This window comes from Acinetobacter lwoffii (assembly GCF_015602705.1).
Taxonomy (GTDB): Bacteria; Pseudomonadota; Gammaproteobacteria; order Pseudomonadales; family Moraxellaceae; genus Acinetobacter; species Acinetobacter lwoffii_E.
On record NZ_CP059081.1, the window covers coordinates 937,287 to 956,954 of the forward strand.

At 42.4% G+C, this 19,668-nt stretch carries 18 protein-coding genes and 1 pseudogene; 12 read left to right on the top strand and 7 right to left on the bottom strand.

Annotated elements, in window-relative coordinates; all coding sequences use genetic code 11:
• Positions 1-162: 162 nt before the first annotated feature.
• A complete protein-coding gene (locus tag H0S56_RS04460) occupies positions 163-648 on the top strand; it encodes a YaiI/YqxD family protein (RefSeq protein ID WP_171054293.1) in 486 nt (161 codons plus the stop codon).
• Positions 649-669: 21 nt separating this feature from the next.
• On the top strand, positions 670-1,584 hold the full coding sequence (locus H0S56_RS04465; RefSeq protein WP_195725754.1) for a DMT family transporter: 915 nt from the start codon (positions 670-672) through the stop codon (positions 1,582-1,584).
• A 9-nt stretch (positions 1,585-1,593) separates the two neighbouring features.
• On the opposite strand, the gene H0S56_RS04470 is transcribed toward H0S56_RS04465, so the two are convergent.
• Positions 1,594-2,157: a PilZ domain-containing protein gene (locus H0S56_RS04470; protein WP_195725755.1), complete on the bottom strand. Its 564-nt coding sequence runs from the start codon at positions 2,155-2,157 to the stop codon at positions 1,594-1,596.
• A 26-nt stretch (positions 2,158-2,183) separates the two neighbouring features.
• On the opposite strand from H0S56_RS04470, the gene H0S56_RS04475 reads away from it, so the two are divergent.
• From H0S56_RS04475 to H0S56_RS04485, 3 genes and pseudogenes are all read left to right on the top strand, one after another.
• Complete coding sequence (locus H0S56_RS04475) at positions 2,184-3,419, top strand: lipoprotein-releasing ABC transporter permease subunit (RefSeq protein ID WP_004645695.1); 1,236 nt, start codon at positions 2,184-2,186, stop codon at positions 3,417-3,419.
• A complete protein-coding gene (gene lolD / locus H0S56_RS04480) occupies positions 3,412-4,095 on the top strand; it encodes a lipoprotein-releasing ABC transporter ATP-binding protein LolD (protein WP_004645694.1) in 684 nt (227 codons plus the stop codon). Before H0S56_RS04475 ends, lolD begins: the two co-directional genes overlap by 8 nt.
• 86 nt (positions 4,096-4,181) lie before the next feature.
• Positions 4,182-6,644: pseudogene (locus H0S56_RS04485) on the top strand (DNA internalization-related competence protein ComEC/Rec2).
• Here H0S56_RS04485 and H0S56_RS04490 read toward each other — a convergent pair.
• The gene (locus tag H0S56_RS04490) at positions 6,633-7,607 is read right to left on the bottom strand and encodes a lysophospholipid acyltransferase family protein (protein WP_195725756.1); all 975 of its coding nucleotides are present in this window, start codon (positions 7,605-7,607) and stop codon (positions 6,633-6,635) included. The pseudogene H0S56_RS04485 and the gene H0S56_RS04490 sit on opposite strands and share 12 nt — an antisense overlap.
• A gap of 125 nt (positions 7,608-7,732) precedes the next feature.
• On the opposite strand from H0S56_RS04490, the gene sppA reads away from it, so the two are divergent.
• From sppA to H0S56_RS04505, 3 genes are read left to right on the top strand one after another with little or no spacing between them, the layout of a single operon-like run.
• Positions 7,733-8,755, top strand: a complete 1,023-nt coding sequence (gene sppA, locus H0S56_RS04495; protein WP_195725757.1) for a signal peptide peptidase SppA — start codon at positions 7,733-7,735, stop codon at positions 8,753-8,755.
• Complete coding sequence (locus H0S56_RS04500; RefSeq protein WP_195725758.1) at positions 8,752-9,546, top strand: alpha/beta fold hydrolase; 795 nt, start codon at positions 8,752-8,754, stop codon at positions 9,544-9,546. Before sppA ends, H0S56_RS04500 begins: the two co-directional genes overlap by 4 nt.
• Positions 9,547-9,548: 2 nt before the next feature.
• A complete protein-coding gene (locus tag H0S56_RS04505) occupies positions 9,549-9,983 on the top strand; it encodes a hypothetical protein (protein ID WP_195725759.1) in 435 nt (144 codons plus the stop codon).
• Between the two features lie 40 nt (positions 9,984-10,023).
• Here the strand turns inward: H0S56_RS04505 and purN are convergent, their stop codons facing one another.
• Positions 10,024-10,653: a phosphoribosylglycinamide formyltransferase gene (gene purN / locus H0S56_RS04510; protein ID WP_195725760.1), complete on the bottom strand. Its 630-nt coding sequence runs from the start codon at positions 10,651-10,653 to the stop codon at positions 10,024-10,026.
• 6 nt (positions 10,654-10,659) lie between these two features.
• Positions 10,660-11,730, bottom strand: a complete 1,071-nt coding sequence (gene purM, locus H0S56_RS04515) for a phosphoribosylformylglycinamidine cyclo-ligase (protein ID WP_195725761.1) — start codon at positions 11,728-11,730, stop codon at positions 10,660-10,662.
• Positions 11,731-11,865: 135 nt separating this feature from the next.
• On the opposite strand from purM, the gene cxpE reads away from it, so the two are divergent.
• The 4 genes from cxpE (at position 11,866) to H0S56_RS04535 (ending at position 18,146) form a co-directional block, all read left to right on the top strand.
• Positions 11,866-13,086 (top strand): chloramphenicol efflux transporter CxpE, encoded by a 1,221-nt coding sequence (gene cxpE / locus H0S56_RS04520; RefSeq protein WP_195725762.1) that lies wholly within the window; start codon positions 11,866-11,868, stop codon positions 13,084-13,086.
• Positions 13,087-13,100: 14 nt separating this feature from the next.
• On the top strand, positions 13,101-13,805 hold the full coding sequence (gene hda / locus H0S56_RS04525; RefSeq protein ID WP_004279125.1) for a DnaA regulatory inactivator Hda: 705 nt from the start codon (positions 13,101-13,103) through the stop codon (positions 13,803-13,805).
• 120 nt (positions 13,806-13,925) lie between these two features.
• Positions 13,926-15,725, top strand: coding sequence for a rhombotarget A (gene rbtA / locus H0S56_RS04530; RefSeq protein ID WP_005247619.1), 1,800 nt, complete (start codon positions 13,926-13,928; stop codon positions 15,723-15,725).
• A gap of 9 nt (positions 15,726-15,734) precedes the next feature.
• On the top strand, positions 15,735-18,146 hold the full coding sequence (locus tag H0S56_RS04535) for a CSLREA domain-containing protein (protein ID WP_195725763.1): 2,412 nt from the start codon (positions 15,735-15,737) through the stop codon (positions 18,144-18,146).
• A gap of 56 nt (positions 18,147-18,202) precedes the next feature.
• Here the strand turns inward: H0S56_RS04535 and H0S56_RS04540 are convergent, their stop codons facing one another.
• From H0S56_RS04540 to H0S56_RS04550, 3 genes are read right to left on the bottom strand one after another with little or no spacing between them, the layout of a single operon-like run.
• Positions 18,203-18,613 (bottom strand): DUF3106 domain-containing protein, encoded by a 411-nt coding sequence (locus H0S56_RS04540; RefSeq protein ID WP_195725764.1) that lies wholly within the window; start codon positions 18,611-18,613, stop codon positions 18,203-18,205.
• Complete coding sequence (locus tag H0S56_RS04545; protein ID WP_004645680.1) at positions 18,603-18,920, bottom strand: hypothetical protein; 318 nt, start codon at positions 18,918-18,920, stop codon at positions 18,603-18,605. The genes H0S56_RS04540 and H0S56_RS04545 overlap by 11 nt, the downstream gene beginning before the upstream one ends.
• A complete protein-coding gene (locus H0S56_RS04550; protein ID WP_004645678.1) occupies positions 18,917-19,531 on the bottom strand; it encodes an RNA polymerase sigma factor in 615 nt (204 codons plus the stop codon). The genes H0S56_RS04545 and H0S56_RS04550 overlap by 4 nt, the downstream gene beginning before the upstream one ends.
• Between the last annotated feature and the right edge of the window lie 137 nt (positions 19,532-19,668).

The window sequence follows — 19,668 nt, forward strand, 5'->3', positions numbered from 1 at the left end:
ATGCCAGTCAAATGAAGTCAATTTTTTTTCTCGCGTGAATCATGCCAGTTTTACCGGGCACATACTTTTTAAAATATTGATGACAGATGCAATGAAAATGGAGCGATTTAATCATCAACCTGATCACTGCAATTTGCTAGAATAACCATGATTTATACCTTAATGGGAAGCCCTGTGTTGCCATTCAAACTTTGGGTCGATGCCGATGCATTGCCCCGTATGCTGCGAGATGTGATTATTCGTGCTTCGGATCGCTATCAGCTGGAAGTCACTTTTGTTGCCAATCAGCCAGTCGGAATCACACCTTCGGTCAGAATTAATTCAATTCAGGTGATGAGTGGGGCGGATGCGGCAGATAAAGAAATTATTCTGCGCATGAAAGAGCATGATATTGTCATGACCCAAGATATTCCCTTGGCTGCGGAAGTGATTGAAAAAGGCGGTATTGCGATTCATCCCCGTGGTGAAATTTATACTACGGCCAATGTGAAAGCGCGCTTACACCTGCGCGATTTTATGGACAGCCTACGCGGAGCTGGCGTGCAAACGGGCGGTCCGCCACCGATTTCAGAGCGGGATAAACGCGAATTTTCCAGTGCACTCGATCAGACCATCCAAAAACAAAAACGTAAAACTTCCGCGCTTTAAGCCTTATTCAGAGTGACTCGCATGCCCACACAAACCAATATGATTGCCACCTATCTTTTATTGGTTTTTATCTGGGCGACGACACCGCTGGCGATTGTCTGGAGTGTGACGGATTTACATCCGCTCTGGGCTTTGGCATTGCGCTTCTTTCTGGCTTTGCCTTTTGCATTTGCCTTGTTGTGGCTGTTTAAAACCCATTTTCCCTTAGATAAATTATCCATGCACAGTTATCTGGCTGGCGCATGCAGTTTTATCGGCTCACAGATTTTCACCTATCTGGCCACGGATTATCTGAGTTCAGGCATTATTGCCCTGATGTTCGGACTGGCGCCGATTATTACCGGTTTAATTGGCCGTTTTGTATTTCAGCTTAAGCTCTATCCTTCGCAGTGGGGTGGTATGGCGATTGCCTTGCTGGGTCTGGGCATTATCTGTGTGGGTGGCAAAGATCAGCATATACAGCCGATTGGCATAGGCCTGATGTTGCTCAGTGTTTTTATTTACTGTGTTTCGATGTTCTGGGTGAAAAAAGTCAATGCACCTTTAGAACCTATGGCGCAAGCTGCCGGTTCTATTGCAGTTTCAGCGGTGATGGCCTGTGCCATGTTACCGTTTATCTGGCAATTTGCACCGACCCAAATTCCGCAGGCTAAATCGCTGATCGGACTCAGCTATGCAGTGATCATGGCGTCCCTGATTGCAATGTTCTGTTATTTTAAACTGGTGCAGAAAATCAAGGCGAACACTTTGTCATTGACCACCGTATTGACGCCGATGCTGGCCTTATTTGTCGGGGTGATTCTGAATGATGAAAAATTATCGGGTGGAGCAGTCTTTGGCGTCGTTATCTTACTGGCTGGTTTGTTGTTATATTTTTCCAGAGAAATTAAAGCGAGCTATAACGCTCGCCTTTCATCACCCAGCAGCACTGACTAAAGCAGTAATTTAGGCAAAGCGAGCCTTGACGCATTCACCCAGTTTGACACGGTCTTGGGGATGCATGGTAATAAAATATGCACCAGTCCGATATTTGCCATTTTCTTCTTCGCGACTGTAGGCCACCTGAGCGGTTGCTGCAATATGGAAGAAATTTTCCGGATGACTCAAAGTCACGTGCAGATAGGTGCCTTCAGCGATAGGGCGCTCATTAAAGAAACTAAAACCGGTTTCTGAAAAGTTCACTTGCTCTGGTACAGGTAACATGCTTTGTACAATTGCGTCATACAAAGAACCGGTAATAAGGTTTAACTTTTGATTAAATAAGGATAAGATTCGAGCAATTTGTTGATCTTTTTCAGATAATTGTTCTAATTCGTAGTTAACCGCATGATCAAATTGATCTAGTTCTGCAAGTAGTAGAAAATAGCGGGGCAAGACGAAGTTAGGATCGTAAGGATCATTCAAGGCAACATCATCGGAAATAATCTGATAATTAATTCGTAAGGCAGCATCGATTCGAGACATGACGCGTCTTTCCGTAAATCCGTTTGGATGCTGTACATTTTCCATAATTTATTACCTCGGACTAGATGGTTATGTTCAAACCAATCTCGCTGTATATAGGGTTGAAATATACTCGCGCACGGCGTAGTAACCACTTCATTTCTTTTATCGCGTTGGTCTCAATGATCGGCCTCACACTCGGTGTGGCAGTCCTCATTACAGTGTTGTCTGTGATGAATGGTTTTGACCGAGAGTTAAAGAATCGTGTCTTAGGAATGATACCTCAAGCGACTGTTTCCTCAACACAAATTTTAACAAATTGGCCAGAGCTTGCAAAGCAAATTGAAGGGCATGAGCATGTTCAGGGAGTCGCACCTTTTACTCAATTACAAGGCATGCTGACCGCACAGGGTCAGGTCGCCGGCATTATGGTCAGCGGGATTGAACCCGAGTATGAGAAAAAAGTTTCAATTATACAAAACCATATGGTTGAGGGCAGTATCGACAGCCTGAAAAAAGGTGAATTTGGTATTGTTTTGGGCAAGCAAATGACCGATGCCATGGGTGTGGGTTTAAATGACAATATTACTCTGGTTTTGCCAGAAGCCACCCCATCACCAGCCGGTGTCGTCCCACGTTTTAAGCGTTTTAAAGTCGTGGGAATTTTCAGTATTGGTGCTGAAGTTGATTCTATGATGGGTTATATCGCTTTAAATGATGCGTCGACTTTACTGCGTCTTCCGGATGGTGCGCAGGGTGTGCGTATGAAGCTGGATGATATTTTCCTGGCACCACAAGTGTCTCAGGAAATCGTGCGTGATTTGCCGGGGAATTTCTATGCTTCGGACTGGACTTATACGCATGGTAACCTGTTCAGTGCGATTCAGATGGAAAAGGCCATGGTCAGCCTGCTTTTATTCCTGATTGTTCTAGTCGCGGCATTTAATATTGTGTCTTCACTGGTAATGGTGGTGACGGATAAAAAATCAGACATTGCCATTTTAAGGACTTTGGGGGCTTCACCTGCCACCATTACCAAAATCTTTATGGTGCAAGGTACCGTGATTGGGGTGATTGGAACTTGTGCAGGGGCCATCCTCGGGATTATTGCGGCAACCAGTATCAGTAGCTTTATTGGCTGGCTCAACAATACTTTAGGCCTGAATATGTTTGATGCCTATTTTATTAACTACTTACCTTCGTATCTGCGCTGGCAGGATGTCTTGGTGATTGTAGGCTTGTCACTGGCACTCAGTTTTGTCGCGACAATTTATCCGGCTTTACGTGCAGCAAAAATTCAACCGGCAGAGGCTTTGCGTTATGAGTAATCTGATTTTAGATGCCCAGAATATTCACAAATCCTTTACCGATGGCAAGGCCACTGTCGATGTGATTCGCGGCTTGTCGCTACAGGTAAAAGCAGGTGAGTTTGTTTCGATTGTAGGTTCAAGTGGTTCAGGCAAAAGTACCTTATTACATGTTTTGGGTGGATTGGATCGCCCGACGTCAGGTCAGGTCATGGTGAATGGCCGCCGTTTTGATACCTTGTCTGAAGCAGAACGCGGTTATGTGCGGAATGAGCATTTGGGCTTTGTTTATCAGTTTCATCACCTGTTGCCAGAATTTACGGCACTGGAAAATGTGGCCATGCCGCTGATGTTACGCGACAACATGAAGTTTAAGGAAGCCAAACAGCAGGCCGAATATTTGCTGGAACGTGTTGGTCTTTCGCATCGTCTGACTCACAAGCCGGGTGAATTATCCGGAGGTGAGCGTCAGCGTGTAGCTTTGGCGCGTGCAGTGGTCGGTAAACCTAAACTGATGATGGCCGATGAACCGACCGGCAACCTAGATCGTAAGACTGCAGCAAAGATTTTTGAACTGCTGACCGAATTGCAACGTGAGTTCAATATGGCGATGCTGATTGTGACGCATGATGAACAGCTAGCCCATGCAGCAGATCGGATTTTACATATGCAGGATGGTCTCTGGATTGAACCATAAATAACGAGAATATTCGCATTTGATTGAAGCTCACTCCGGTGGGCTTTATTATTGGGCAAAATAATAACAAGACAGAATAAGATTCAATGTTGCAGTGGCTATGTATTGGCTGGATTTTAGGCCTTGCGTGTATGGGGAAAAGTTTCCTGTCTGTTCAACTGAGCGGAACGGCAGTTTTGATCGTTGCGCTGTTGTGGTATCTGTGTTGCCATAAATTAAAGCTCATCTTGAATACACCACTGCGAAGCTTGTTGATCACTGGATCAAGCCTGCTTTTGGGACTATTTTTAGGTCATGCTTATGCCAATCTGCAACTGGCTGAACGTTTATCCAAGCGAGAACACGAGGTATCTGAAAAAGAAATCGTGGTCTATATCAAAGAGCTGAATAAACTGGGCGATCAGAATATCCAGCAAGCCCTGCATGTGCTTAACCCTGATGGCACTACAGTTAAGTGGATGGGTTTTCTGCCAGTTTCAGATCCTGTCATATCCAGTTTAGGAAATGATGTAACCAAACAGCAGACTCTTGAACTGGGACACTATTATTTATTACAAGGCCAGATTCGACCTAACCATAGTTATGCGACACCGGGTGCTTTTGATGCAGAAAAATGGGCCTTGCAGCAAAATGTTATGGCCGGGTTTAGGATTAAACATATCCAAGAGTTGCAACCGCAACAACTCTATGCACTAGGTCATGCTAAATATCTACGTCAGCAGAAAAATTTGAATCAGCGATTTTTGCTTTGGGTAGAACAGCAGCGACTGACCTTAAGAGAGTTTGTGGCCACACAACCAGTACAGCAGAAAGGCTTGTTACTGGCTCTATTAAGTGGTGATGAAAGTTTTTTGGATCAAGCAACTGAGCAGAAATTCCAGCGTTTTGGCATGAGTCATTTACTGGCGATTTCCGGACCGCATGTCCTGATCTTTGCCTTTATTGTCTGTGGTACGTTGCAATATCTGATTTCAAGGTACACACCGCAGATTTATCTGAAATGGCCAAGGCAGTATTTTTTGAGTCTGCCTTTTTTATTATGTGTACTGCTGTATTGTGCCTTTGTCGGTTTTGAGATTCCGGCGCTACGCACTTTACTGATTTGTGTGATTGTGACTTTCACCCTGCTGCTCAGGCAAAGTGTGCAGCCATTAAAATTGCTGATTTTAAGTGCTGCCTTATTGTTGCTCTTTGATCCTTTTAGTATTTTGTCGGCCGCATTCTGGTTGTCTTATGGGGCTTGTTTTGTCTTGCTGCGAATCTATCAAACCATTCAGCAGCAACCGAATCAAACAATACAAACAGCATTATAACGTCTGTATTTTGCAATGAAAGTTTTAGTGGAGTCGCAGTGGAAAATTTTTCTGGCCCTGTTTCCCTTAATGATGCTGTTTTTTAAGCAGGTGGCTTGGATTACCCCGCTAAGCAACCTAGTAGCCATCCCGTGGATTGGCCTGCTAATAGTTCCCGTAGATATTCTGGCGGCTTTATTATTTTTCATTTCTGAACCACTTTCGAGTCTGCTGTTTCAGCTCAATGATATTTTTATTCATATACTGCTGGCATTTTTGAATCTGCTTGATCGGCTGTTTGCACCGCAACTGATTCCTGTGGCCATGAATGTCTGGATGATTGCTCTATGTATTTTGGGCTTATTAATTGTCTTTTTGCCGCGTGGCTTAGTGCCCAAAAGCTGGACAGCACTTGCCTGTTTACCACTGTACATTCCTCAACTTAATCAGCATGCATTTCAGCTGTCTGTTCTGGATGTCGGGCAGGGACAGGCCATCTTCATTCGGGAAGGGCAAAAGAGCATGATGATCGACATGGGTGGTTATTATAATGAAGAAAAATTCAGTATTGGTCGGCAAGTGATTATGCCATTTTTGTCTGTGCAAGGTGTTGGAGAACTGGATCAACTGATTTTGACCCATCTGGATCAGGACCATAGCGGTGCATATCACAGCATTAAAGATCAACTAAACATCCGACAAGTGTCATCCAATCAGATGCCTGAAACAGCTGCTTCTTCAAGTTTTCAGTTTTGTTATGCAGGACAGCAATGGCAATGGTCTGAGACGATTAACTTTAAAATTCTGGCACCTCGGCAGCAGCAGTTAAATACGCCAAACTTCAATAAAAACGACCGCTCTTGTGTGATATATCTGCAAGTTAAAAATGCCGGACCGTATCAAAACTTTTTACTGATGGGGGATGCGGGTTGGGAAACTGAATATCAGCTGCTTCAAGATTATCCGGAACTTAAAGTCGATGTGCTGGTACTCGGCCATCATGGCAGTCAGCACAGTTCAGCTTATCAATTTTTAGAAGTTTTGCGGCCTAAATTGACGATTGCCTCGGCTGGAAAATTTAACCGCTATGGCCATCCAAGCCAATTGACTCAGCAACGGTTAAAAGCTCTTAATATTCCATTATTGACCACGGCAGAACAGGGGAGTGTGCACTTTCAGCAACAAGGCTTAAAACTGGTACTTTCTGCCGAACGACATGAATGGCAGTGGTTGTATCGTCAGCCTTTAAGTGACTGATTCCAGTATGGACGAAACTTCATGTAGTTCTTGTGTTTTCAACGCATTTACTTTGTCCAGGGCTTGTTCATGCTCAAGTTTATAGAGATTTCCTAAGTCTTGATGCGCATTAAAGCGTTTATAACTCCAGTGATAATGTTCCGGATGACGACGAATTAAATTTTCAATACTATTGATAATGACTTGCGTGCCTTGATTAGCATTGCCATTATAAATTTTTTCATCAACTGCTTCGATAAAGATATCGAATCCATCATCAGTATTACGCAAGGCATATAAAAACAGGGCACGCGCTTTGGTCTTTTGAATCAGTTTGGCACTCAAATTACTCGTAGCTAAAGGCACACCGAAATATGGAATATATTCACCACCGATATTCGGGGTATGATCCGGCAGGATGACCGTAGTGCCGCCTTGTTTTAAGGCCTTAAAAATCTGACGGACACCAGATTCATCGGTCGGTACCAGATGCGCCTGTTCCCGGCTACGGGCAGCCCGTACAAATTGATCTGCAGCCTGATTTTTCACAGGTTTATACATAATGGTCATTGAAGTGAACTGGGCAATATAGGCATTCATAATTTCCCAGGTACCAAAATGCGGCACAATTAAAACCAGACCTTTATTTTGTGCAAGGGCATCATGAAGTAGATCTTCGCCAATGACGCGATGAACGCGTTTAAGATTTTTCTGATTGCTTGAACCCCAAATAGTAAAGAACTCGAAATATGACATTAATTCATTGCGAACCGCAGCACGGTTAATCTGTTCACGTTCCTGATCGGACAATTCTGAAAGACTGATTTCAAGGTTGAGACGAATGACTTCCGAAGTTTTAGTGACTTTAAAACTGTTCACAATAAAGGCCAGAATACGGGCCATCCAGCGAGAAACCGGAAGCGGTTGGCGGCTAATGTATTTGAGTAATCCGTAAGCTGAATTCCGTGAGCCCTGTTTCGTCATTGATTTCGTCTAAGTACAAAAAAAGAGAACAAAATTTATTATAGGCGAAAACGTTTTGTTTAGACAGAATTACCCGATTCAGTGTATATAATGGATTCAATATAAATCAATTTATTGGATTATTTATGTCCGATTGGCCACCAAAACCTGAAAATCAAATACAAAATACGCAACAGCCAGTTCAACCGACTGGTCCGGAATGGAAACTGCTGGAAAAAGCAGTTTTAGCTTCGGTAGAAGAACAGCGCCGTGCACGCCGTTGGGGGATTTTCTTTAAATTTCTGACTTTTGCTTATCTGCTTGTTGTCATTTTGGTATTAGGCAAAAGCTGTAGTTCAGTTTCTTCAGATGCTAGCGCTGCTGCGGGTTCTCATATTGCAGTCGTGGATATTGTAGGTACGATTGCAGCCGACAAGCAGAGTGTGAACAGTAGCAATACCATCAAATCATTGAAAAAAGCCTTTGAAAATAAACAAAGTAAAGCAGTGGTGCTGAATATTAACTCACCTGGCGGTTCACCGGTACAGTCGGATGAAATCTGGCAGGAAATTCAGTATCTTAAAAAACAGCATCCTGGTAAAAAGCTTTATGCTGTGATCGGTGATACCGGTGCTTCAGGTGCTTATTATATTGCTTCAGCTGCGGACGAAATTATTGTTAATCCATCGAGTCTGGTCGGTTCAATTGGGGTGATCATGCCGAATTATGGCGTGACTAATCTGTTGCAAAAATTAGGTGTCGAAGATCGCACCATGACCTCAGGCGAAAATAAAGCTTTGCTGTCGATGACTCAGCCAGTTGATCCTGCGCAAAAAGCTCATGTACAGGGTGTGCTAGATAATGTGCATGGTCACTTTATTAATGCAGTGAAACAGGGACGTGGGGCTAAGTTGAAATCCAATGATCCTGCCATTTTCTCTGGCTTGTTCTGGACCGGTGATCAGGCAGTGAAATTAGGGATTGCGGATCGTATCGGTGGTTTAAATACTTTAAAACGTGAATTGAAAACTGAAAAAGCGTTGAATTACACTATTGAATATAGTCCATTTGAATCCGTGTTGGGTCGTATGGGTTCATCGATTGGGGATGGAATTGCTTCTTCGGTTGCACAGAAGCTTCATTCAGAAAATAGTACAACACTGCAATGAAACCATTGATTCATTTCGCGCACGCCAATGGCGTGCCATCCAAAGTCTATCAAAAGCTGTTTGATGGATTGCAAGATGATTACGATATTATCTATGTGCCCCTTTTGGGGCCGGATAAACGTTATCCGGTTGATAACCACTGGAAAAGCCTGACCCAGCAAGTGATTGACAGTATTGTGCGCCAGTCACATGGGCGACCTGTCATTGGTCTGGGGCATTCTTTGGGGTCCGTGTTAACTCTGCAAGCGGCTTTGCAGCGTCCGGAACTGTTTTCACAAATGATCATGCTGGACCCGCCGATGATTATGGGCAAAGAAGCCTTTGCCTTGCATATTGCGAAAACTTTTCGCTTAAAAGCATTGGATAAAATGTCTCCGGCCGGTCTGTCCAAACGCCGTCGTGACCATTGGAATTCACGTGAACAAGCCGCTGAATTGCTGCGCCCTAAAGGTTTTTATCAGGATTTTGATGCAGATTGCTTCCAAGCTTATATTGACCATGCCTTGCAGGATGATCCCATCCGGGGTGGGGTAGAACTCACTATTCCTAAAATGGATGAGGTCGCAGTCTTTAGAACCAATCCGTCACTATGGTGGTTGCCTCAGGCAAAACCCAAAATTCCTGTGCATTTAGTTGTGGCTAAGAAAGGTCCATTTCTGGCCCGCAAGTTCCCGCAGCAAGTGCAAAAGAAGTTTGGTATTCCTTTTACCGTAGTCGATGGCGGGCATATGTTTCCATTAGAGAGACCGCAAGAAACTGTTGAACTAATTAAACAATTAATTCAAAGGTAAGAATGGAAAAATTTATAGCTCTTTTAGGTGTATCTAGTCTTAGTGCTTTTCTAGTTATTTTTGTTTTATGGTTGTGCAAAAATTGGTTTTTAACTCGGTTAACTGAGTCAATTAAACATGATTATTCAATGAAATTGGAAGAGTACAAATACAATATAGAAATTCGTCGTAAAGCTGAGCAAGTAGCTAAATTACTAGCCTTATGGATAGAAAGACCTCTGGAAAGGGAAGAATTAAACAGACTGACCTTTGAGTGCTTTTTATGGCTGCCAGATGATATAGCTCAAGATCTAAGTAAATTATTTAATTATCAGGAAGAAGACAGTATTACTATCAGATCTGTTTTATTCAAAATAAGACAACATTTACTAAAAGAGTCTGAGGATAATCAAAAAGTTCTAAAAGATTTTGAAATTATAGTATTTTCTAAAAAATAAAAAACGCATCCTAGGATGCGTTTTTTATATCTAAACTTTTTTAAAACTTGCAGAATTGAACAGGCGCTTGCATTTTCTCATTTCGATATAACACACCATCTTTAGTATGTTGAATCGTTCCGCTACAAATCCATTCTACGACTTGTGGATAGATCACATGCTCGAGGCTATGCACACGTGTTGCCAAACTTTCTACCGTATCGTGATGAGAAACCTTGAGAACACCTTGGGCAAGCGCTTGGCCTGCATCCAGTTCAGCCGTAACATAATGCACCGTACAACCGTGCAGAACATCACCGGTATTGAGTACACGCTGATGCGTATGCATGCCTTTATAATTAGGCAACAGGGAAGGGTGAATATTCAGCATTTTCCCTTCCCAGGCTTTCACAAATTTTTCACTTAAAATTCGCATAAAGCCGGCAAGTACCACCAGATCCACATCCCAGTCCAAAAGCTGTTGATGCATCACATCATCAAAAGCCTCACGGTTTGGATATTGCTTGTGTTCAATAACTGCAGTTTGTATGCCTGCGTGTTGTGCACGCGTTAAAGCAAAGGCTTCAGGTTTGTTGGAAATCACGCCCACAATTTTCCCCGAAAGATTGGTATCCATCAAGGCTTGCAGATTTGATCCACTTCCTGAAACAAGTACAGCAATTTTAGTCATGCGAAATTACGCGAAGATCACACGAATTTTTTCGTCTGCACCTGCAACCGATTCAGCATGGTCTTGAATCTGACCCATCGCCCATGCTTTTTCACCAAGCTGGTTGAGTAATTCAACACTTTTGTCTGCATCCGCAGCATCAACAACCAGCACCATGCCGACGCCACAGTTGAAAGTACGGTACATTTCAAACTGTTCTACGCCGCCTTCACGTTGTAGAAGCTTGAATAGCTCAGGCCATTCCCAAGAAGATTCATTTACCAGCGCTTGAGCACCGTTTGGAAGTACGCGAGGCAAGTTACCTGGTAAACCACCACCGGTGATGTGTGCCATCGCATGGACATCAACGTGTTTTAACAGTTCAAGAATTGGTTTTACATAAATGCGTGTTGGTTCCATTGCAACATCTGCAAGTGGGCGGCCATCGACGATTTGATTCAGGTCAACGTTTTTCACGTCCAGGATTTTACGAAGCAGTGAGTAGCCGTTTGAGTGCGCACCTGAAGAAGCTACACCAATTAAAACGTCACCCGCTTTGACTTTAGAGCCATCAATAATTTTACTTTGCTCAACAACACCGACACAGAAACCTGCAAGATCGTAATCTTCGCCTTCATACATGCCTGGCATTTCAGCAGTTTCACCGCCAACTAATGCACAGCCAGCAAGTTCACAACCAGCGCCAATACCAGTGACTACATTTGCAGCAACATCAACATTTAAGTGACCAGTTGCATAATAATCAAGGAAGAACAGTGGCTCAGCACCACAGACAAGAAGGTCATTCACGCACATTGCAACCAGGTCTTGACCAATTGTGTCATGACGGTTCAAATTCAGTGCCAGACGTAATTTTGTACCAACACCATCTGTGCCAGATACGAGAACAGGTTCTTCATAACCTTTAGGAATTTTACAAAGTGCACCAAAGCCACCTAGACCGCCCATAACTTCGGGACGTGAGGTACGCTTAGCGACAGATTTGATACGATCGACTAACGCGTCGCCCGCCTCAATGTCGACACCTGCATCTTTGTAGCTTAAACCAGTGTTTGGGGTAGAAGTTGAGTTGCTCATAATGAAGTCTCCGCATTCGCGGGTGCGATTATAACCTGAATATGTAAAACTCTTATGGTATTTGTGGCCTAAAATGCTATCTTTATTAAAATATTTTAATTTTTAGAATGATTAATAGAGAAAAGGCAAGATTCTATGGTCGATCGTACTTTACGGCGCATTCTTATACTTGCTGGTATAGCATTGATACTTTGGGTTTTATATCTGCTTAAACCAGTTGTAGTTCCTTTTGTTGCAGCTTTTCTAATTGCTTATTTATTTAGCCCCTTGGTTAATGTTTTGCACCGCATTGGGCTGGCTCGATGGCTCTCGATCAGTATCGTATTTATCGGGATTGGGATCGTGGTTACATTGGTGATGTGGTATCTGGTGCCACTGGTCTGGCAGCAGCTGATGTATGCGCGTGATAGCATTCCGGCCGGGATTCACTGGATCAATTACACGTTCCTACCTTGGCTTTCCGATAGCTTTAATCTGGTTCCGATGGAGATCGATACTGACCAGATTTCCTCAGTAGTAATGGACTATGTCCAGACCAATTATAGTGCTGACAGTATTCAGGCAATGCTGCTGAAACTGGCACAATCTGGTCTGAACTTTATCCAGATTGGTGGCACGATTGTCCTGATTCCGATTATTGCCTTTTATTTCTTGCTGGATTGGGATCGTATGTTAGACAGCTTACGCCGTCTAATTCCCCGTCCTTATGAAAAAACAACCTTAACTATTGTGAGTGAATGTCATAGTGTGTTAGGTGCCTTTGTCAAAGGTCAGTTCCTAGTCATGGTTCTGCTGGGCGTAGTCTATGCAGTGGGACTGCAACTGATTGGCCTAGAGATTGGCTTGATCATTGGGATGATTGCCGGATTGTGCAGTATCATTCCGTATCTTGGTTTTGCGGTTGGAATTATTGCCGCAGTCATTGCAACCTTTTTCCAATTTGGAATCGACTGGTGGCAACTGGTATTGGTCGGGATTGTCTTTATGGTGGGGCAGGCAGTCGAAGGTTATATTCTGCAACCGTTCTTGCTAGGTGATAAAATCGGTCTTTCTCCTGTAGCGGTAGTGTTTGCAGTTCTGGCGGGTGCACAACTGGCCGGATTTCTAGGCATGCTGATTGCCTTGCCGGTGGCTGCCGTGATTGTGGTACTACTGCGGCATATCCGTGAGTATTATGAACATACGCCATTTTATGGCGATCGGGCAGTTGTCATGCAAGATGCATCTACCGGTTCAATCAATATTGAAACAGCAGACTTGGATGTTGATATTGAAATGAAAAAGCCACAGAAAAAACCGCTGCAAGCAGAGGAGAACTCAAGTAAAATTTATGATCCTCATCGTAAAGACTCATAAGGCCAAAAAATCGTATGCGTCAATTGCAGTTAGATATAGAACCTCAGCTCGATGCCCGAATCAGTGATTTTTCAGGGCCGGGTTGGGGGCATGTCATTGATGCTATCCGGCAATTACATGCAGGCCTGATCAACCGATTTTATATCTATGGGGGAGCCGGTACAGGTAAAAGTCATTTGTTGTCTGCCATCTGTGATTCTTATCTGGAAGTGGGTAAATCTGCAATTCAGGTATCTTTGCTTGAACTTTTAGATGCACCGACTGAGGCGATTACTTCTCTAGATCGTTTTGATCTGGTAGCACTTGATGATATCGAAGCGATTAGTGGCGTACCCCATTGGCAACGCGCAGTATTTCACTTGATTAATTATAATAATGAAGGTGGTGGGCAGTTGGTGTTTTCGTCACGTTTTGCACCTATCGAACTCAAACTCGAATTGCCAGATTTACAATCCCGTCTCACGCAGGCGGTCAGTACCCGTGTTCCGAGTGGCAGTTTGTATGCTGATCGCTATGCGCTGGTTTCCTCGGTACTCGATCGTCGTGGGATCCATTTAGACCCTCAAATCTTTGACTATTTACTAAGCCATGGGCCACATCAAACTTCAGTGCTGCTTCAAAGATTAGAGCAGATTATTCAATTGCTTAAAGGGGAAAAATTGAAAGTCAGCAATGCTAATCTGCGGCAGATATATGCCTTGATTGACGAATATCGGTAAAATATAAAAATTCTTGAGTAATTACTCAGTCTATGACACAGTAAGGCAAAATAATTCGCTGTTGCAAGGATTCTGCAACTTTAGAAGAAAAAGAAAGAAATAAAAATTAAGGAGAAGGTTATGCTCAAGAAGAGCATAGGCATAGCTTTGCTATGTATAGCGGGGCAGTCGTATAGTGCAGATATTATTGTAACCACTACAGAAGATATTGAAAAAGATGACAAGGAATGTTCACTTCGAGAAGCTGTTGAGTATGTTAACCGTGGCTTAGCTAAATCAGGTTTTATGGGGTGTGGTGGGGAGAACTCATCCAGTACCATTATTTTAAAAGAAAAAAATACCTATGTGTTGAACCAGCATATCGCGATTAAAAAATCTCTTACCATCCGTGCGGTCGCAGAAAGTGATGGCGAATTCAGTACGGATGAAAAAGCATTAGGCTTGCATAATGCTCATATTCAAATGAAAGGTACTGATAACCTTTTCCGGATCAACAGTACAGATACATTGGTTCAGTTAAATTTGAAAGAACTGGATCTTGAAGGCTGTGGTAAAACCAGTTGTGCTGAACAAGGTGGCCTAATTTATAATAAAGGTCAGCTAATTCTAGAATATAACCGTCTATTTAATGCTGCTGCCAACTTGGGTGGGGCAATTTATAATGCTGGCAAGTTTGGTCAGAACTTAACAAGCCGTGCACAAATTAAAAATAGTCTGATCGAAAATAATAAAGCCCAACGAGGCGGGATCCTGTATAGCGAGCTACCTGCTTTCCTCATTTATCAAAGTGTACTTAAAAATAATCAGACACTGGATAATTCCGCGACCAATATTTATAGCGCGGGACAGTTTGCTGACTCCAGTAAAGATCAAGGTATTAGTGGGGAGGTATTAAGTAGTACGATACTAAAAAATAAGGGTGTATTTATTAATGTCCTGGACGGGATGGGATTGAATAATCTCACCATAGTTGACAATGAAAATACTGCTTTAAATATCCATGCACCGTATGGAAGAGCTTATGTAGCGAATAGTATTATTTTAAGAAATGGTACACAGGATTGCCAAATTATCACTGGTGATAAGTCTGTGTCGCAAAATAATCTGCTGACAGCCTCGTGTGGTGTAGGGGATGCCGTCGCGCCGAACCAGTTTTGGAATGGTACACGACTTTTTGCTGAATCCTCAGATAAAAGTGAAGGTATTTGTCAGACCCTACAAGAAAATAATAATGCCATACTTTGTCCATATAGCGTTCCTAAAGGACAATTTCTCGGTTATATGCGCCCACGAATTTTGTTGAACTATATCCTTGTGAGTGAATCACCGATTGTGAATAGAGGCACAGGATTGAGTTTAGCAAATCCAACGGTAGCATGTGAAGCGGCAGATCAGCGCGGGATCAACCGTTTGATGGATAATCTGTTTTGTGATCGTGGTGCTGTTGAAATCACGATACCAATCTCAGGCAGTCTGGTGGGACAAGATCTGTTAAAGGGTGAAATTGCCAAGTTTTCAATTGAATCTTATCTGGGAGATAGTGATTTAATTCCAAAAGAACAGTGTAATGCCATTGTTGGTCAGAATCCGACGGGGGAGCCTTGGCAAGATGGCTGTTTGAAAGTGGTACAAACCAAAACAGCTTCCAAGGGTAAAACAATCATCGATATTCATGGCAATGTCGTTTATACCCCGGATTCTACCTGGCATGGAGCAGATATTTTCGAACTACAAGTGGTGACCTCATCGACACGGTTTAATAAAAGTAAACCTTATTTGACTATTACTACTCAAATTGTTCAGGAGCCAAAAAATGAAATGGAAGACAAAGCAGTCAAAACTTCAGGCGGCTCATGGGGTGGTGGTGGGCTACTGATTTTACTCGGATTAATAGGTTTACGCCGTGGATTAAAAGATTAAGGAAAAATCATGAAAAATTATAAAAAAGGACTGCTTGCGGCCATGATTTTATCTGCCATGAGTTTGATGGCAGCCGAAGATAAAACGATATATGTAACTACTTTTGCTGATGAAGATGGCGAGAATAATAATGCCTGTTCTTTGCGAGAAGCCATTAAAACTGCAAAACTGGATAAATCTTATGGCGGATGTAATGTAGGACGTACGCTTCGATTGGATGGTTCAGCTGCAGATGTGATTCAGCTTGAAGCAGGCGAGTACAAATTAGATAAAGAGCTGATCGTAGAGTCAGCGCTCAAAATTTATGGGAAAACTCCGCTTAACTATGCTAGTCGTAGTCCGATTACGCTGTTATATCCAACCCGGGAGGCTTTAAAAAGTACTATTTCGGGTCAGGGGAAAACCAGATTATTTAATAGCATGGCCAGTCAATCCAGTCTGGAAATTCATCATCTGATCTTAAAGGATGGTTATGCAGCAATAAATACCTTGGATAAAGGGAATGGCGGTACTTTTTATGTAGCCGGGCCTTTAAGTATTAATACCAGTGAAATAGTAAATTCCCGAGCTGCTGCAGAAGGTGGGGCGATTTATAGTGTAGCAATGAATACGGAAAGGAATATTGTCATTCAGGATTCTTTGATTCAAAAAAATCAGGCGAGTTCATATGGTAGTGTTTTGGCAATGGACTGTCAGGGAAATTTAGGGACAACTCAAACCAATGTGAAAATTAATTCCAGTAGTATTGTTAAAAACGGTTCAGACACTACTAACAGTATTATTGATTTTTGTGGCTATGCCACAGTAGAAATTGTTAACTCTACTATTGCGAAGAATACTGCAAGTACCACAGGACATATTGTGCGTATGACGAATGAAGTTAATCGTCCGCTCAGTAAATTCTCCAGTTTAACTGCATTAAGTAATACTATTGTTGAAAATACAGCCCAATCTACTTTATTTTATGACAATACCGGTTTTAGGTATTTTAATTTCAATATTTTAGCCTTTAACCAAGGCCTGTCTTGTGAATATGCCTTAAATCAGGGAAATCCGACCAAGGCACAACGTGTTGAATTTTCTACAATTCGAAATGCAATTCAAACGACTGGGTCATCACGTTGCGTATTGCCAGAATTAGACGAAGATACTACTTCAAATAATCTTGATGTCTCTAACAATATAATCAGCAGTTTATTAACAAATTATATTGAGCCTGCTATTGATAATCGCTATTTAGGGCTGTATTACCCGCGTGATAATCAGACCGCAACGGATTTGGTAGATATCGGAGTGAGTGGCTGTATTGAACAAGACCAGCGTGGTATTGATCGTGTGATTGGATCCACATTAACATTTGATCCAAGTGCAAAAAATACTTGCGAGATCGGCTCAGTTGAAATCCGACGTTTGACTGCAGCCGATATTACGGACTTGCAAAATAAGAGTTTGGTAGAACTCAATGACTTTTATCAGGAGAATATAGATGATCTCGAAGAAATCATTGCTGATAAAAATACTCCAGAAAATGAGCTTCCTGGTTTAAAGGAAGAATTGAAAAGTTATCAGGATTTGCTTAAATATACCAAGCAATATCAGAAATATCGTGCAATCTATATTAATCCTTTTATCTTGGCTATGCCTCAAGAAACTCTAACCAATGATAAGATTCAAATTAAAGCCTTAAATTCAGAAAATTATGAGGTCAGTGTAAAAACTTTAGGTGTTGGTAAGTTAATTGGTACTGGTAATTCGACCACTGTGGAAGGAAATCCCAATGATCCAAATCTTAAATGTGAGTGGAAACCTGATTTAAACCGGATCATGATGTATCGCACTGATGGTAAGCAGACCAGTTCGGTTGATATGGAGTTCTGTAGTTATACACTTAAAGACCAGGCTACAGGTGTAAGCAGTGCTGGCCTCTTAAGAGCAGCTTTTAACAACATTGCACCAATTGCAAAAGATGATGAATATCGGCTTAGTCCAGAGAATAATCTTACAGTGATGGTAAATCCGCTTGAAAATGATAGTGATGATGGGGATGGGCCTCTACCATCAGGAAAGTCGGCTTTTTATCAAGATAAAGATGGAAAAGAGATCCCGATTCATATTGTTAAGCTGCCTGCGGGAGTTTCACTGAAGGCAGAGCGACAAGGAGCATGTCCTGATACCTATCAAAATCAGACCTGTTATGGTGGACAGCTGACATTTACTGTAAAAAATAATTTAAGCCAGGCAAATTACAGCATGGATTATGCGATTTTTGATGCTGATGAAAAAATGTCAGAAAAAGCGACAATCTTGTTACGTAATACAGTTAAAAATACGAATACGTCCTCAAGTGGTGGTGGGGCAATTGGAATGTGGGGGCTACTAGGATTATTAGGGCTTGCAGGTTATCGACGCTTAAGAAAATAAAATATGATTGAAACATCAAAAAAGCCTCCATATGGAGGCTTTTTTATATTAAGTGTTTAATGCAAGTTAGGCTGCTGAGTCACTTGCTGATATTTGAGAATGTATTCTTCGCGAATGGCAAGGCGTTGCTCAGGAGACGCTTTTTGCATACGTGCGCCCAGTTCTTTGCGTTCCTGACTGCTCATCATTTGCCAAGTCTCACGCATTCTCTGTTTTTCCGCATCAGGGAGTTGGGTAAACCAGTCCATGCGCTGCTGCAAGCTGACACGTTGTTGTTCGGGGATTTCTTTTAGAGATTGGTAACGTTTAATCAGTGCCAATTGTTCAGAATCAGAAAGACTATCCCAAGTATCAGTTACTTGGGTGTTCGCATCTTTGGAAAATAGCCAAAAACGTTCAAATCCTGCAAAGCTGGTTTGCAGAAAACTGAATGCACAAAAAGCAATCGCCAATTTTTTAGCTGCCATGTGGAACTTTGTCCTCACCTAAAACCATTAACATTTCTAAATCTTCAAGCATTTGCGGAGACAGTTTTGGGACTGACACCATTTGAGTTTGTGGTTCGTTATGGTCCGAAAGATTTGGTAATACCACAACGCCTGCAATCGCAGCTGCCAAAGCAAAACCTGACATTTTTAGAAATGCAAAGCGTGAGTGTTTTGAATCCTGAATTTCTTCAAGAACATGGTGCATGACAACAGGTTTGTCTTTATGTTGTTGTGCCAGTCCATCAAGTTTGGAAGTTACTTGTTTTAAGAAATCATCTTGATTCATTCGGATGACCCTCCCAGATATGGATTTAAATGTGCTAAAGAGGCGCGTAAGCCTTGGATAGCACGGTGATAATGGGTTTTTACACTGCCTTCTGTGCAGTTCATAATTTGTGCGGTGGTATGCGTATCAAATCCTTCCCAAGCTCTGAGCATAAATGCCTGCTGCTGACGCACAGGCAATTTTGCAATCGCTTCCTGGATTTCTTCAGCAGTGACTGCCTGATCGAGAAAGTCCAGCGGCGTTGGTGTTGATTCATCGACGACATCATCAAATTCAATTTCGTCGTCATCAAGACTGACTTTTTTGAAAAATGAAAACATTTGACCACGCCGTGACTCTTTACGGCGCCAGTCCTGTAACTTATTGTTGAGAATGGTATAAAACAGGGGATACCATTCTTCAGTGCTTTTTTCTGCATAGGATTTGTGTAAGGAAATGAAAGCTTCCTGAACCAGATCCATGGCAATACCATGATGACCTTGAGTCGCACTTTCCATCATCACCAAAGCACGCCCAGTCACATCCTGCATGAAATTCTTCAGACGTGCTTCAGCCGTACTCTTCAGAATACTTACATCGTGTGTTTGCAACTGTTTTGGTGCTAAATCCATAGAGATGGAAAATCCTGTCATTGGACACCCACCATTATTCCCAAGTTCATAATCATATAACGTTGGGAATCCTGGTTTGGTTGACAATTAAGTTTATTATTTTTGTAGTTTAATCTATTTTATACACGGGCAGGGTC

Coding starts and splice junctions, on each gene's coding strand:
- lolD (WP_004645694.1), top strand. CDS start 3,412: ATGAGTAATCTGATTTTAGATGCCCAGAATATTCACAAATCCTTTACC.
- H0S56_RS04540 (WP_195725764.1), bottom strand. CDS start 18,613: ATGGCAGCTAAAAAATTGGCGATTGCTTTTTGTGCATTCAGTTTTCTG.
- H0S56_RS04470 (WP_195725755.1), bottom strand. CDS start 2,157: ATGGAAAATGTACAGCATCCAAACGGATTTACGGAAAGACGCGTCATG.
- H0S56_RS04505 (WP_195725759.1), top strand. CDS start 9,549: ATGGAAAAATTTATAGCTCTTTTAGGTGTATCTAGTCTTAGTGCTTTT.
- H0S56_RS04500 (WP_195725758.1), top strand. CDS start 8,752: ATGAAACCATTGATTCATTTCGCGCACGCCAATGGCGTGCCATCCAAA.
- purM (WP_195725761.1), bottom strand. CDS start 11,730: ATGAGCAACTCAACTTCTACCCCAAACACTGGTTTAAGCTACAAAGAT.
- rbtA (WP_005247619.1), top strand. CDS start 13,926: ATGCTCAAGAAGAGCATAGGCATAGCTTTGCTATGTATAGCGGGGCAG.
- H0S56_RS04535 (WP_195725763.1), top strand. CDS start 15,735: ATGAAAAATTATAAAAAAGGACTGCTTGCGGCCATGATTTTATCTGCC.
- H0S56_RS04545 (WP_004645680.1), bottom strand. CDS start 18,920: ATGAATCAAGATGATTTCTTAAAACAAGTAACTTCCAAACTTGATGGA.
- cxpE (WP_195725762.1), top strand. CDS start 11,866: ATGGTCGATCGTACTTTACGGCGCATTCTTATACTTGCTGGTATAGCA.
- H0S56_RS04475 (WP_004645695.1), top strand. CDS start 2,184: ATGTTCAAACCAATCTCGCTGTATATAGGGTTGAAATATACTCGCGCA.
- H0S56_RS04465 (WP_195725754.1), top strand. CDS start 670: ATGCCCACACAAACCAATATGATTGCCACCTATCTTTTATTGGTTTTT.
- sppA (WP_195725757.1), top strand. CDS start 7,733: ATGTCCGATTGGCCACCAAAACCTGAAAATCAAATACAAAATACGCAA.
- H0S56_RS04460 (WP_171054293.1), top strand. CDS start 163: ATGGGAAGCCCTGTGTTGCCATTCAAACTTTGGGTCGATGCCGATGCA.
- purN (WP_195725760.1), bottom strand. CDS start 10,653: ATGACTAAAATTGCTGTACTTGTTTCAGGAAGTGGATCAAATCTGCAA.
- hda (WP_004279125.1), top strand. CDS start 13,101: ATGCGTCAATTGCAGTTAGATATAGAACCTCAGCTCGATGCCCGAATC.
- H0S56_RS04490 (WP_195725756.1), bottom strand. CDS start 7,607: ATGACGAAACAGGGCTCACGGAATTCAGCTTACGGATTACTCAAATAC.
- H0S56_RS04550 (WP_004645678.1), bottom strand. CDS start 19,531: ATGGATTTAGCACCAAAACAGTTGCAAACACACGATGTAAGTATTCTG.